Source organism: Paenibacillus sp. 1781tsa1 (assembly GCF_024159265.1).
Taxonomy (GTDB): domain Bacteria; phylum Bacillota; class Bacilli; order Paenibacillales; family Paenibacillaceae; genus Paenibacillus.
Genome location: NZ_JAMYWY010000001.1, coordinates 1,689,914 through 1,704,180, shown reverse-complemented (window position 1 = coordinate 1,704,180; position 14,267 = coordinate 1,689,914). Strand labels below are relative to the sequence as shown.

Here is a 14,267-nt window from a genome sequence, read left to right as displayed (position 1 = left end):
CTTTCACATAGCGAAGAATATATGTACGACAAAAAACCTCCAATCCTATAAAATGGGTTGGAGGTCTTCTTTAGCGTTCTTATGTTCCTAATAAAAACGACACTTATATTTTTTTGCCCAATATCGCCAGATCTCTATTCTCACCATCCAGCACGGCCACTTCGGGATAATATCCCCACTGTTCAAAACCATGCTTGCGCAACAATCCCAGACTCGGTTCATTATGCCCGAAGACAAATCCGAGAATGGTCGTAATTTCAAGTGCAGGACAAGCCGCAAATACCGTTTCAAGCAAACGTCCACCCGCCCCAATTCCGCGGCATTGCTGATCCACGTATACACTGACTTCCACCGTTCCATTATACGCAGGGCGTCCATAGAACGAGCTGAGACTTGCCCAAGCTACCACATGACCTGCCTGCTTCATCACCCAAAGAGGACGATGATCCGGTGAATGGTCCTCGAACCACGGAAGACGTTGCTCCACTGTCACTGGTTCCAAATCCGCTGTTACCATACGGCTCTCAATGGTGGAATTATAAATTTCTACAATCCTCGGTAAGTCCTCCAGGCGCGCATATTCAATCTGCACATCTTCCAGCTTCATCTATACTCCTCCATTATTCCAGATCGTTCTATATCATAGAGGATATTATAATGGAAAATAGAAGCCTTCGTCATCCCTTACATTCTGACAGAGAAATACTCCAGCATCACTCTGCCCTTCCCTGAATTGTGTTGCCACGAGTTAACTGCTGACTCTGGTCCGCCCAGCGAATGTTCATTGAATGAGATGTGAACAGATCCGGGCCGTCCGATACCTGGAAGTGCAGATGGGCTTCACTGGAGTTACCCGAATTGCCCAGCTCACCGATGAGGTCCCCCTGCTTGAGCTTATCTCCTTTTTTGACCGAAACACTGCCTTTCTTGATATGTGCTGTGATGCTGTATTCACCGTTGTCATGGTCGATTACTACATAGTTACCCGCCGGCTCTTCCGGATTCATCACACCCGGTACATTGTCCGGTATATCGTTCTTGATTTCAACGACGGTTCCATCCGCAGCAGCATAGAGCGGTTCACCAAAAGCATGGTAGCTATCGTTCACCTTGGCATCCCCGTTATAACTGAAACCTTCTTTAGCCCGAATGATATCCAACGCATAGCGCTGCGTTTCATGCTCATAATGATAGTTCGACAACACATCATTACCTCCCCAGAATACATACCATTCTCCCTTCATCGGGAATTGAAATTCGGTTTTGGTGAATTTGGCATCCGTGTCCTCATGAGCTTGCAGCGGTTGGATCGACAGACCCTCAATTTGATTTTCTTCGGAAAAATAGGCTCGAATCCCTTTGGTCCCAGTCTGATCCTTCCAGGCCACCTCGGATATTTGATTCATTTTGGCGTCTACCACTTGCTCCCATGATTCAACACCCTCCAGAAAAGGATCAGCGGTCGTTTTGAACTGCTCAAGCGTTAACGTCCCCTTTAATTCCGGAGAGAATTGATTATAGATTACATCCTTTGAACCTTTCATCAACGTATCTATGAAATTGTCCGGTGTAACCACCGCGCTCACCTCTGAATTGGAGTTCTGCTCCTGATTGGAGTTCTCGCTCGCTTCATTATTGGACGACTGTTCGGCTGACTGCTGCTCCGCCTGGTCGGAAGTAATGGAGTTGCCGTTGCCGCAAGCAGACAATATCACGCAAGCTCCAAGGGTAATCGCAAGCATCTTCCAGCCCCTTTTATTCTGTAATTTCGAATGTGTATGTTGTTCTGATTTCACATGACCTTCTCTGTTCATTCTCAACATCCCTTCTGCTAATCGTTATACTTTCCAGTTAAGTGTACAGAATGAGTCTTATCCTTCGTCTAACCCCATCTTACATGTAGTTAAACTTGCAACACCCTCTAACGCTGTATAATTAAGATTCCGTTAAGATAGCTTGTAAGCTATACAGCCCCATAGGATGGTATGATTATTAATACACACAACGGAAGTACCAGGAGGTCATGTTTTAACTATGGAAAACGTCTCAATACTGCTTGTGGATGATGAACAAGCTATTCTGCATATGCTCAAAACCGTTCTGCTCAAAGAGCAGTTTCTCGATATTGATACCGTTACAACAGGCGAAGCTGCCATTGAGGCTTGCAACAACAAGACATATCATTGCATTGTGCTCGACATCATGCTTCCTGGCAAAAGCGGGCTGGAAATCTGTCCTTTTTTACGGCAGGTCACCGATGCGCCCATCCTATTTCTAACAGCCAAAACAACGGATTATGACAAATTAACCGGGTTCGCCGTTGGTGGCGACGATTATGTCGCCAAACCCTTTAATCCTCTGGAAGTCGTTGCTCGAATTAAATCATTACTGAAGCGTTATTTACCTTCAAAAACAGCAGCAATCTCGGAACTCAGCTCATCCAACGTAAATACGTCATCTTCCAGCATGCCGGAAGGCGTGTACGACTTTGGACGATTCCAGGTGCTGGAATGGGCTGGTGAGCTTCGAGTTGAAGGAGAATCCGTATCCTGTCCGGCGCTTGTGTTTCAACTACTGCTCTTTTTCTGCAAACATCCCAATCGCATCTTCACCAAGTCTGATCTATATGAGCGGGTCTGGGGCTCAGAAGCCATTAGTGATGACAATACCGTGATGGTTCATATTCACCGCATTCGGGAGCGCATTGAAGCCGATCCTTCCAATCCAGTGTATCTCGTTAACGTCCGAGGTCTGGGATACAAGCTCATTCAGCCGGAACATGTGTCACTCCCATGAGTATTCGTCGCAGATTGATGACCCGGTTTGTCGGGATGCTTGCCGGTATAGTTGTCCTTATTATCCTGTTGGGTTCTGCGGCTACCTATTGGGTCATTCAAAGGGTAAATGAAGTCATGCTGGTGGATGACTTCGCTACAAGCGGACTGGAGCAATTAATCAATACCGCAGAGATGTTGCCCGATGGCACGGTACGTTATGATCCCAAGCTGCTGGAGCAGGTTAAACATAACCAGGGATGGTTGCAGGTTCTGGATAAGAAGGGCTACGTCATTGACGACTTTAATACACCACCCGATGTCCCCAAACAATACAAGCCCGGCGAGTTGATCGCTTATTGGGATGCCACAGAGCCCTTCCCGTACCAGATCATCATTCAGATTCGGGAGAAAGAGGGACAGAATTTCACCTTGCTGTACGGCGAGCGCAATCAGGCCGAGTCCTTACTTAATCAAGTCCGTCAAAACAGTTATTACACCAATGGAGAGCTGGTTCTCCAGCCCCAACAACAGGATGCGATTCGCTCGAAAGGCGCCTATCTGCAAGTTTTGGACGCTTACGGCCAAGAACTGGCTTCCTTTAACAAACCCGCCATAGGCGTCTCCAGCAGTTATGACATTCAGGAACTGGTATTACGTATTCGTTATCCCAATCGGTATGGAATATCGAGCGCAACTTTTTACGACGAACAGAACGGCACAACCTGGATGATTAGCATACCTGTAGACCCATCTGCGTCAGGAAATGAGAATCCATATAAATTCATATTAGCACCCGCTCTCCTCGTCCTGCTCCTGTCCGTTGTCATTTTGATTAGCCTACTCGCCTTTTGGTATGCCAACCGATTCGGCTCACCCATGCTGCATATGCTCCAATGGTTACAGCGTCTGGAACGAGGACATTACGAGGAACCTACCGGAGCCTTCGGAGTGCCTCGCAGTCAGCGTCGTAACGGAAAGTGGAAGCGAAAATACAACGTGTATGCTGAAGTGCTTCGCTCCATGCAGGCCCTGTCTCACACATTGAAGCAAGATGAAGAACTCCGCAAACAGACCGAATCCTTGCGGGAAGAATGGATTGCTGGCATAACACATGATCTGAAAACACCCCTATCCTCCATCCAGGGTTATGCCCATATGCTTGAGGCTGACAAATATAGCTGGACCACGGAGGAAGTCAGGGAATTCGCAGGTATAATGCTGGATAAGTCCATGTATATGGACAGGCTTGTCAACGACCTTGCCATGACCTATCGATTACGCAGTGGAGGATATCAACCTGCGGTGGAAGAGACTGACGTAAATACGTTACTCCATGATCTGATCCAGCGCGCTGAACGGAATCCAGCATATGGGGAAGGTCGCATCGTATTCCAACCTTCTGAAGTGCCTGTGTATGGGCTTGTCCATATTCCGTCGTTTGAACGAATTGTGGATAATCTGACCGCTAATGCCCTTCTTCATAATCCGCCCGAGTCCATCCTGGTTGTCAGTGTGCATTCTGGTGAACACGCAGATGCATTCAGCATTCAGTTTGCCGATAATGGACGAGGCATGGACCCCGAGACGGTATGGAAGTTATTTGAACGATACTATCGCGGTACAGATACAGGTACGTCGGATGTTGGATCAGGGCTGGGCATGGCGGTAACCAAAGGTTTGATTGAAGCCATGAATGGTCGTATTGAGGTACAGTCCACCCCTGGTGAAGGAACGATCATTCGCTTAATATGGGATGGGCCGTCCGAAACAAATTAAAATGTTCCGCTTGACCTTTCCATTTTCAGTCTATATAATCGACACTCAATAACACCTGTTCCAATATATTGATATTGAATGCAACACATTTCAGGATAACTTTAATGAGTTGATCTAACATATTTGGCGATGACCAGAGACATGATTTCGTTTGCGTGCTGCCCAGAGAGAGAGGGGATTGGTGAAACCTTCTTCAGCGAACGGACCGGAATTACCCCTCTGCAGCCGTGACCTCGAACCTCAGCATTTCGAACTTCCCTCGGATGTTCGGCTTGCTGCCAGTAGAGTTCACCGCCTGATCCCCGATAACGGATTCCAATGAGGGTTATGATGTTTTCTGTTCCGGCGGCTGGCCGAGATCAGGGTGCACCATAACCAAAATTAGGGTGGAACCACGAGCCAAGCGCACTCGTCCCTTTTCCGGGACGGGTGTTTTTTGCGCTTTCATTTGATGAAATGGAGAGTGGTTCACATGAGCAAACAAGAAAACAGTAACTCAGCAAGCAACAAATCAGTTAACGAAATAAACAACCAAGCAAATGATCTGCAACCATCCAGTCATTCCATTGAGGTCCGTCTGCAAGGTGGAGCAGTACGTTCTTACAACGCTGGCATCACTGTAGGGGCAGTTGCCTCATCCATCAGCACAAGTCTAGGGAAACAGGCGATCGGCGGTATTGTAGATGGTCAGAATGTCGATCTCGATTGGGTGCTCAAGCAAGATTGCGAACTCGTTATCGTTACTTTGGACAGCGTGGAAGGTCTGTATCGTTACCGTCACAGCGCAGCACATGTGCTCGCACAGGCGCTCAAACGCATCTACGGTGCAGAACAAGTGAAACTGGGTATCGGCCCAGTCATTGAAGATGGATTCTATTACGATGTTGATCTGGAGCATGCCCTGTCCATCAGTGATCTGGCCGCTATTGAGCGAGAAATGAACAAAATCATTCAGGAGAATCATAAAATCAGTCGTCGAGTCGTTAGCCGGGAGGAAGCCCTCCGTATCTTCGGAGAAATCCAGGACCCTTATAAGCTTGAACTCATTCAGGATTTGCCAGAAGACGCCGAGCTTTCGATCTATGATCAAGGAGAGTTCTTCGATCTGTGTCGTGGTCCCCATCTTCCATCCACGGGTCGGATCAAAGCGTTCAAGCTGCTGAATGTGGCTGGTGCGTACTGGCGCGGCAATTCGGATAATAAAATGCTGCAACGTATCTACGGCACTGCTTTCCCGAACAAAGCCCAGCTGGATGAACATCTGCACATGCTCGAAGAAGCGAAAAAACGGGATCACCGTAAACTCGGTAAAGAGCTTGAACTATTCATGTTCTCCGAAGAAGCGCCCGGCATGCCCTTCTATCTGCCTAAAGGCATGACTGTTCGTACTGAACTGGAGCAATTCTCGCGTGAGCTGCAATTACAGGAAGGTTATCAGGAAGTTCGGACGCCTCTCATGATGAACAACCGGCTGTGGGAGCAATCTGGCCATTGGGAGCATTACAAGGACAACATGTATTTTTCGGAAGTGGACGATGCAACGTTTGCACTGAAACCGATGAACTGTCCCGGGCACATGCTGATCTTCAAAAATACACTCCATTCCTATCGCGAATTACCGATTCGCATGATGGAATTTGGTCAGGTTCACCGTCATGAATTCTCAGGTGCCCTAAACGGCATGATGCGTGTGCGGACATTCTGCCAGGATGATGCCCATCTCTATGTCATGCCAGAGCAGATCGAGGACGAGATTAATCAGGCGATCTCACTGATTGGACGTATGTACGATATCTTTGGATTCGAATATAAGATTGAGTTGTCCACTCGACCGGAAGATTCCATGGGATCGGAAGAGCTGTGGGATCAGGCGGAACGTGCATTGCAAAATGTACTGGATCGCCGAGGTGTGGAGTATCGCATTAACGAAGGAGACGGCGCCTTTTATGGACCGAAAATTGACTTTCATATCCTCGATGCGTTGAAGCGCAGCTGGCAGTGCGGAACAATCCAGCTTGACTTTCAAATGCCGGAGAAATTCGACCTCACTTACATTGGCGAGGATAGCCTGAAACACCGTCCTGTCGTGATCCATCGTGCCATCTACGGTTCCATCGATCGTTTCATCGGTATCCTGACTGAACACTACGCAGGAGCGTTCCCACTCTGGCTTGCACCCGTGCAAGTGAAGCTGCTGCCTGTATCGGATCATTACGCAGATTATGCGCTCCAAGTACAGAGCCAGCTCCGGGCTGCGGGCATTCGGGTCGAAACAGATCTACGAAGTGAGAAACTTGGATACAAAATCCGTGAAGCCCAGATGGAAAAAGTGCCTTATTCACTCGTGCTTGGTGAGAACGAGAAAAATGCCTCATCCGCCTCTGTCCGTGTATACGGTCAGGGAGATCAAGGCATCCAACGTATTGAAGCTGTTATTGAAATGATCCAACATGCTGTGAAGGCAAAAGTATAAAAAAGTAGCGGCTCTACTCTATGGTCAATCATCAGCTTGTGTTAAATTACAACTTCTCGTCAGGCTTCAGCCCAACCTGTTCTTCGCTCCACGTCCAGAAACGCTCAGCTGAAGCATCATCAACGGCATGCGCCTTCAGCTGCTGCTCTTTCTGCTGATAGAAGTAACGCCCGGTGATGCCGACGACTTCAGGGCTTGTAGCCAGATAAACAGCCGTTCGCGCCCCTTCTTCAGGGGACAGAAAAAATGGAAGTTTGCCTGCAAACGCCATAATGCGTGTGCCAAATCCGGTATTGCGGTCTACGCCAATGCTCGTTCCCACCGCACCAGGGTGTAGACAGTTCACTGTGACAGACGTACCTGACAGTTTGCGAGCCAATGCACGAGTGAACAGCACATTAGCCAATTTGGATTGGGCGTAGCTTTTGATTGGATTATAACCTTTGTGCAGATGTGGATCTTCGAAGTGAATTTTGCCGGCCTTGTACGCACCTGACGACACGTTCACAATCCGTCCCTGTGTTGCAGCTTTCAGTGGTTCGATCAAAAGTAAGGTCAGCAGGAAATGCCCCAGATGGTTAATGCCGATACTCTGTTCAAACCCGTCTGAGGTTTCCTTCCGTTTGACCATCACCACCCCCGCATTATTCACCAGAACGTCAAGGCGATCATGACGCTCGCGGAATGTGCGGGCAAACTGGCGTATACTTTCGAGTGAACCCAGGTCACACAGCATTAATTCAATGGCAGAAGAGCCAGACTGACGCACAGCTTCCTGAAGAGCCTCCTGTCCGCGTTTCTCACTGCGGCATGCCATAATTACGCGATATCCTTGTCTTGCAAGTTCAATGGTGGTTGCCAACCCCATACCTGAGTTGGCTCCTGTTACAATTGCTGTCTGATTGGACATGAAGTACTTCCCTTCTGAACCTGAGGTTCCGAAATTAGAGGCGCGACGACGGACAATATGAGATAATGATAGGATCACATCTCGGTTTCCATGGGAGGACAAGTATGCTGACCAAAGAAGATTTTAAAAAGGTTAAAAAACAAGCCAAACTTGAAATCGCACTACTCGAACAGGAATATCAGGAAATCTTGCAGAACGTTGACACTACGCTGTATGAAAAATACGGTATTTTGGACAAAGAAGAAACACGTGAGCTCACCCGAAAACGCAAAAACCGAAGATATGCTTCACTGGTCATCGAACTATGTGCCATTATTGAACAAATGTTACATCAACTGTACAGACACGTATATCAGAAAAAGTTTAATTCGACCCAGCTGATGAAAACTCCTGCCTATCGGGCACGCTCCAACATGGAGATCATTCAAGCTGAACTGAGTAAAGAGTTCATTGCTCTGGAATCCGAAAAAGAACACTTCGCTGAAGCCCTTGGTCTGGTGTTTCAGACAAGAAACAAACTTGTTCATGATAACTTCTCGTTTGTCTCCATCGTTAAGGATGGCAGTAATGAAGAAGAAACGTTCGAATCACTGCTCCATACGGTCAAAAAATATAGAAAACACTTAAAATATAATCGCCCTGAATAACAACAATTATCGCTAAAAAAGAAAAGGAGGTGTACCGGACTACGGTCCGGATCATCATGAGCCAACCAACCCATTCGATTACTGTGCTAAATCTCCAGATTCCCACACCTTCCGGGAACAGCCCCATATTCCCCGTCATGCTTCGTGATGAAGATGGTGTTACCTTGGTGGATACGGGCATGATTGGCCAATTTGCTGAACTTCAATCCGCATTGGAACACGAGGGCGTACAACTCTCGGACGTCAAACGTGTGATTATTACACATCAGGACATCGATCATATCGGTAATCTGGGCGCTCTTCTGGATGCTATCCCCGATCTGGAAATCTGGGCACATGCCGATGAGATTCCATATCTAACAGGTGAAAAACCTTTGATCAAGTTCACGCCTGAACGTCGTGCTCTGCTTCCAGCACCCGTTCTGGCACTGGCAGACCAATTGCTCCTGCAGCTGCCCGAAGTGAACATCAGCAGAACGCTAGCAGACGGAGACCTGTTACCTCTGCAAGGAGGCACACAAGTCATTCATACACCTGGACATACCCCAGGTCATATCTGCTTGTATTTCGGAGAGCAGCAGTTCCTGCTTGCTGCCGATGAACTTCGTGTGGTTGATGATGAACTCGTTGGCCCTGCGCCACCTGCGACACCGGACATGCCTGAAGCACTTCGAAGCCTGAAGAAACTGACAGACCTTACGCTCAATAAGGTTCTCTGTTATCACGGCGGGGAGTACACTAATGATCCGGCTCAGCGTATTGTCACACTTGCGGAGAGCGCAGAATAAATAAAGAACGCGGAGCTGTGAGTGTTTTTGGAACGACAACGCATCCTCATAATGTTTGATAACTTAGTGTGGCAACCCTATGTTGTGCCACATTCAGGATTAGGATGACACATCTATTACAATCAAGGAGCTGTCCCATAAGTCATGAATTTGACGGGACAGCTCCTTTGATTAATTCACCACGCATTCTACTACTGCACTGGTGTTGACCATATGCTAGCTACCTCTTGCGCACGGTTTGCATGTAGTATCTTATATTTCACCGCTATATTTCACCACGTATATGCACAGTATCTTCCCTTGCCCTTTTGCAAAACAATTCACCAAAAAAATCCGTAACGTAAGTGTCTGAGTTTTTGACAGAGTTCCACCTTTAATGAATTGGGCACACTCTATACGCTATCGTTGTTTTGTAATGAATCTCAGACACCCTATACGCAGTATTTTGAGTATCAAGATTTTCTAATGAACTCCATACACCTTATTTACTCATTTCGTTGATTTTCCCACAGGTTTCGAGTGAATTTTGGCGATATAACGTGGCTGAGGTTCGTTACATTCTACAAACGCCATTAAACCTCTATTTAAGGTGCGTCAGGTTCGTTAGAATAATTTAACTCTCCGGAGTAAGTACAATCAGCTTGTCATCCCCATCCCGTGGCGATCCTCGTCCATCCCGATTGTTTGTAAGCACGTATAACTTTCCATCCTCGCCAGCACTCACATTACGAATTCGCCCCCATTCATCTTCGAAGATCGGTTCCATCTGCTCCACCTGTGTGCCATCTTCCGAAAGAGTGATCTTCAGCAACTGTTCACCACGCAGATTCGCGGCAATCAGCGAGCCGGCCCAAGGCCCTTCTTCAACAAAAGCTACACCAGACGGCGCCCATGTATCATTCCCACTATGTGCAAGCGGAGCCAGATATGCGCCATTGTCATCGTCGTCTCCCTCCACCTCGGGCCAGCCATAATTCTCCCCGGCCACAATCCGGTTGATCTCATCATGATTACGCTGACCATGCTCAGTTGCATAGAGGTAACCGTTGTCCGGGTTCCAGGCCAGTCCCTGTGCGTTGCGGTGTCCCATACTGTATACGGGTGAACTCGGCCATGGGTTGTCTGCCGGGATCGATCCGTCGAGACCTATCCGCAATATTTTACCTCCAAGGCTATCTTTGTTCTGGGACAATTCCGGTTCATACCGCTCACCTGTTGTGATATAGAGCAACTTGTCCGGGCCAATTTTGATCCGCCCACCGTTATGATTTGTTCCGCCTGGAATGTTACCAAGCAACTCTTGATCTATGACCGCTTTCGCATCATTCACCTTGAGGCGTAACACCCGATTGGCAATGTCGTCGCCTTCCAGATAGGAGTGGTACGCATACAAGTAACCGTTCTCCTCAAAGTCCGGATCAGCCGCAAGACCCAACAGACCTCCTTCACCTTCTTCATTAAACGGTGCTGAGAATTCAATCAGTGGTTCAGGGGCTAGTATCCCATCCTTAATAATCCGAATTGCACCAGGGCGTTCCGTTACAAACATCCGACCATCAGGCACACTTACAATCTCCCATGGTGCATTCAGTCCTTCAACCATAACGGAAGCTTTATACGGAATAACCGCCTCTCCCTGCGCTCCACTCTCAGTTCCACTCGTACCGGTATTGCCTCCATTAGCTGTATGTCCCTGACCGGTTCCCTGACCCTGAGACGACGTCTGCTCTGTTCCACCAACAGAGGGGTCGGCTGAAGAGCATGATGCTGTTAACAGTGCCACACTCAATAATGAAGCATACAGTGGAACGGTTCCTCGATTATTCATGATTACATCTCCCTTCGCATCTCGATCTTTTGTATCCATTAAATAAGCCCAGCTTCAATGTATTGTTAACATATTGTTCTCTATAGTTGTCGCACTATTATTCATGTACAGCGGTTTCGCCCTGTATTACCCTTCACACCAGCCGCTCAAACCAAGAATTTAAGGGATTCCGAGGACATGAAATCACTGCAGTTTGGAATTCCATCATATTCTTTTATAATAGAAAGATAGTATGAATGGAAAGGTGGACAACTACACTTATGAATCAAAACCCTTTATCTCGTCTTGAAGCCGATCTGTCCGGGCAAGGATTGGACGCCATGCTGATCACAGATCCGAAACATATCTACTATTTAACTGGATTTGCGAGCAATCCGCATGAACGCTTCCTCGGTCTGGTTCTCGCACGCGGCGAAGAGCCCTTGTTGATTGTACCCGCCCTAGACGCTGAAGCTGCCGCAGCCGCTTCCTCGGTCTCCAACATTGCGACTCACACGGATACGGATAATCCGTATGCTTTGTTTGATCGTTATCAGGGGCGCTTGGGCCGAGTAGGTCTCGAAAAAGAATATGTGACAGTCGCACGTTATGAGCAACTGACCGCCGCGCTGGGTGCTGCCAGCTTTGAAGATGTTGGCCCCCTGCTTCGCACATTACGTGTGAAAAAAACACCAGATGAGGTCGCCCGCATTCGCCACGCCATTCATTTGATCGAAGAAACATTGCGTCAAGGCCTCTCTCATGTTCGCACAGGCGTAACCGAGATCGAACTTGTCGCCGAGATGGAGTATCAGATGAAAAAGTTGGGCGCTGACGGCCCTTCCTTTGATACCATGGTGCTCACGGGACCCAAAACAGGTCTGCCACACGGGACACCAGGTGAACGGAAACTGCAACATGGTGACCTGTTGATGTTTGATATGGGTGTATATGCTGGCGGATATGCCTCGGATATCACGCGTACATTCGCCTTTGGAGACATCTCACCTGAACTCAAAACCATCTATAACACTGTACTCGCAGCGAACGAAGCTGCCATCCAAATCGTAAAACCAGGTATCACCTGCGCCGAAGTGGATCGTGCGGCACGTCAGGTCACGGAAGAAGCCGGATACGGCGAACGCTTTATGCATAGAGTAGGACATGGATTGGGTATCGACGTACATGAGTATCCTTCCCTCCATGGAGAGAATATGGACATCCTGAATGAAGGTACCGTATTCACGATTGAACCGGGCATATATACCGCAGCAGGCGGCGTTCGTATCGAAGATGATGTGATTGTGACCGAGACAGGTGTCGAAGTTCTGACAACATATCCAAAAGAACTGCGAATCCTTACCGACTAGTCCAATTGTGATCTAAATCCAAAACACCATATCCATCAATGCTCAGCCGATATTATCTATCATGAACTAAACTGTACGAAACTGTGCTGAACTGTATCTTCAAAATATACTCCTTTCCCGTACGCCTCAGTCCTGTATACAGAAAAAGTAGCAAGTACACACGCGAACGCAAAAATCCCGCAAATCCATGAATATCATGGGTTGCGGGATTTTAATTATTACGAAGCATATCCTAAATTACTCCGTCTGTATTCTACGTGTCTTATTCCTGCTCACTCAATTACCATCAGTTAAACTCATGCGTGATATCCTGCCAGGATTCCAGCTGTGGCAGCTGTTGCTTCCCCCAATAATCCAGAACCCATTGAATAATTGCAGTCGGATCTGCTGTGCTGTAGCTGTAATGCCGGAAACCGTCCTCCCCTTCCTGCAAACGAATCTCCGCCACCATTTGCCCTGGTTCCTCAAGCGCAGCGGCCTGCATATACATGCTTCCCTCCACCAGCTCCGAAGGTGCAAGTACTACGTAGTCCTGCAATTCCAGATTGGTGATCAACTCCACCAATAACGAGGCATTAATGCTATCATTCTCGTAGGTTGTGCCATTGCTTTCCAGTGTATAACGCAGTGTAGAGTACATATGCGATTCCCCTTTGGTTGAAATCATCGTTGGCTAATGATACACGCTCATAACGACAGGTCGTTTATATTATAACTTTTTCATAAAAATGTAAAAAGGGTTTTCCTTGTTTCGGGGACATGTGTTTTTATAAAAAAAATCCCCTTGCAGAGTCCAAATTACAATGGACTGCGCAGAGGGTGATTTTAAGTGATATTCTTTGATTGTTGTCTAAGCTTCATCCTTAAACTTAAAGCTACGTGCAGCATACAGAAACGGCGTTCCGACCGCAGTTAATACAAATTTGATAATATACGTCGTCAGGAAGATTTCCAGCCAAACATCCCAAGGATAGATGAACGCAAACGCGATCGTGCAGAACACCAGTGTATCTACAAATGAACTGATGATCGAACTACCGTTGGTACGAATCCACAACTGATTGCGTCCAGGGGCCACCTTGCGCAGCCAGGAGTATAATCGTACATCCAGGAACTGACTGATGAAGTACGCTGTCAGACTTCCGAGTGCCAGACGTGGCAGCAGACCAAATAATGCTTTCATCGAATCCTGTGCAAAGTCCGTCGGTGCCGGGTCAAAGTACAACACCATCTGCATCAACACCGTTGTCATGATGAGCGTGAAAAACCCGAACCATACCGCTTTGCGTGCCTCACCTGGTCCACATTTCTCATTAAGAAGGTCACTGGTCAGATACATGCTGACATACATCGTGTTGCCTAACGTCAGTACAATCCCCATAATATCTATCGTTTTGGTCACCTGAATGTTGGCTATAACCGTAGCCACACCAATCCAGGCATAGAGACCTTTTTTACCGAACAAGCGGTAACACAGCAGGAAAAATCCATAAGTTACGAGAACGAAAACCGCTCCCCACCCTAAGTTAAACATAAATACATACACTGCCTTCCTAGTTTTGATTACGCGGGATGGTTACGAACCGCGGTTTGGCTCAGGGCCAAAACATGAATACTCTATCACATTTCTCGTCCCATGAACAGAACTAAATAACTCCAAGTGTGCGTGAGTGACTACGATCCTTGCTATATTCCTCACGTATTCCTCTGAACAATACT

12 protein-coding genes are annotated in these 14,267 nt (G+C 47.5%); 6 read left to right on the top strand and 6 right to left on the bottom strand.

Annotation, left to right across the window (positions count from 1 at the left end):
• Positions 1-103 precede the first annotated feature (103 nt).
• Together NKT06_RS07500 and NKT06_RS07495 are read right to left on the bottom strand one after the other, a co-directional pair.
• Positions 104-607 carry a GNAT family N-acetyltransferase gene (locus NKT06_RS07500; protein ID WP_253432034.1) on the bottom strand — a complete coding sequence of 168 codons (504 nt, stop codon included), beginning with the start codon at positions 605-607 and terminating at the stop codon, positions 104-106.
• Positions 608-713: 106 nt separating this feature from the next.
• Positions 714-1,814, bottom strand: coding sequence for a M23 family metallopeptidase (locus tag NKT06_RS07495; protein ID WP_253432031.1), 1,101 nt, complete (start codon positions 1,812-1,814; stop codon positions 714-716).
• 220 nt (positions 1,815-2,034) lie between these two features.
• Between NKT06_RS07495 and NKT06_RS07490 the strand changes: the two genes are divergently transcribed.
• From NKT06_RS07490 to thrS, 3 genes are all read left to right on the top strand, one after another.
• Positions 2,035-2,796, top strand: coding sequence for a response regulator transcription factor (locus tag NKT06_RS07490; protein WP_253432028.1), 762 nt, complete (start codon positions 2,035-2,037; stop codon positions 2,794-2,796).
• Positions 2,793-4,553: a sensor histidine kinase gene (locus NKT06_RS07485; protein ID WP_253432024.1), complete on the top strand. Its 1,761-nt coding sequence runs from the start codon at positions 2,793-2,795 to the stop codon at positions 4,551-4,553. Before NKT06_RS07490 ends, NKT06_RS07485 begins: the two co-directional genes overlap by 4 nt.
• Positions 4,554-5,025: 472 nt before the next feature.
• Complete coding sequence (gene thrS, locus NKT06_RS07480) at positions 5,026-7,026, top strand: threonine--tRNA ligase (protein WP_253432021.1); 2,001 nt, start codon at positions 5,026-5,028, stop codon at positions 7,024-7,026.
• Positions 7,027-7,072: 46 nt separating this feature from the next.
• Here thrS and NKT06_RS07475 read toward each other — a convergent pair whose 3' ends face one another.
• Complete coding sequence (locus NKT06_RS07475) at positions 7,073-7,936, bottom strand: SDR family oxidoreductase (protein ID WP_253432018.1); 864 nt, start codon at positions 7,934-7,936, stop codon at positions 7,073-7,075.
• Positions 7,937-8,040: 104 nt separating this feature from the next.
• Between NKT06_RS07475 and NKT06_RS07470 the strand changes: the two genes are divergently transcribed.
• Positions 8,041-8,583 (top strand): hypothetical protein, encoded by a 543-nt coding sequence (locus NKT06_RS07470; protein WP_253432014.1) that lies wholly within the window; start codon positions 8,041-8,043, stop codon positions 8,581-8,583.
• Between the two features lie 56 nt (positions 8,584-8,639).
• On the top strand, positions 8,640-9,371 hold the full coding sequence (locus NKT06_RS07465) for an MBL fold metallo-hydrolase (RefSeq protein WP_253432010.1): 732 nt from the start codon (positions 8,640-8,642) through the stop codon (positions 9,369-9,371).
• A 613-nt stretch (positions 9,372-9,984) separates the two neighbouring features.
• On the opposite strand, the gene NKT06_RS07460 is transcribed toward NKT06_RS07465, so the two are convergent.
• Positions 9,985-11,199, bottom strand: coding sequence for a PQQ-dependent sugar dehydrogenase (locus tag NKT06_RS07460; protein ID WP_253432007.1), 1,215 nt, complete (start codon positions 11,197-11,199; stop codon positions 9,985-9,987).
• Positions 11,200-11,459: 260 nt separating this feature from the next.
• Here NKT06_RS07460 and NKT06_RS07455 point away from each other — a divergent pair, with 260 nt between their 5' ends.
• Positions 11,460-12,548 carry a M24 family metallopeptidase gene (locus NKT06_RS07455; protein WP_253432002.1) on the top strand — a complete coding sequence of 363 codons (1,089 nt, stop codon included), beginning with the start codon at positions 11,460-11,462 and terminating at the stop codon, positions 12,546-12,548.
• 286 nt (positions 12,549-12,834) lie between these two features.
• Here NKT06_RS07455 and NKT06_RS07450 read toward each other — a convergent pair whose 3' ends face one another.
• Both NKT06_RS07450 and NKT06_RS07445 read right to left on the bottom strand, forming a co-directional pair.
• Positions 12,835-13,188 carry a hypothetical protein gene (locus NKT06_RS07450; protein ID WP_253432000.1) on the bottom strand — a complete coding sequence of 118 codons (354 nt, stop codon included), beginning with the start codon at positions 13,186-13,188 and terminating at the stop codon, positions 12,835-12,837.
• A gap of 210 nt (positions 13,189-13,398) precedes the next feature.
• Entirely contained in the window at positions 13,399-14,082 is a 684-nt protein-coding gene (locus NKT06_RS07445; protein ID WP_253431997.1) for a queuosine precursor transporter, read from the bottom strand.
• Between the last annotated feature and the right edge of the window lie 185 nt (positions 14,083-14,267).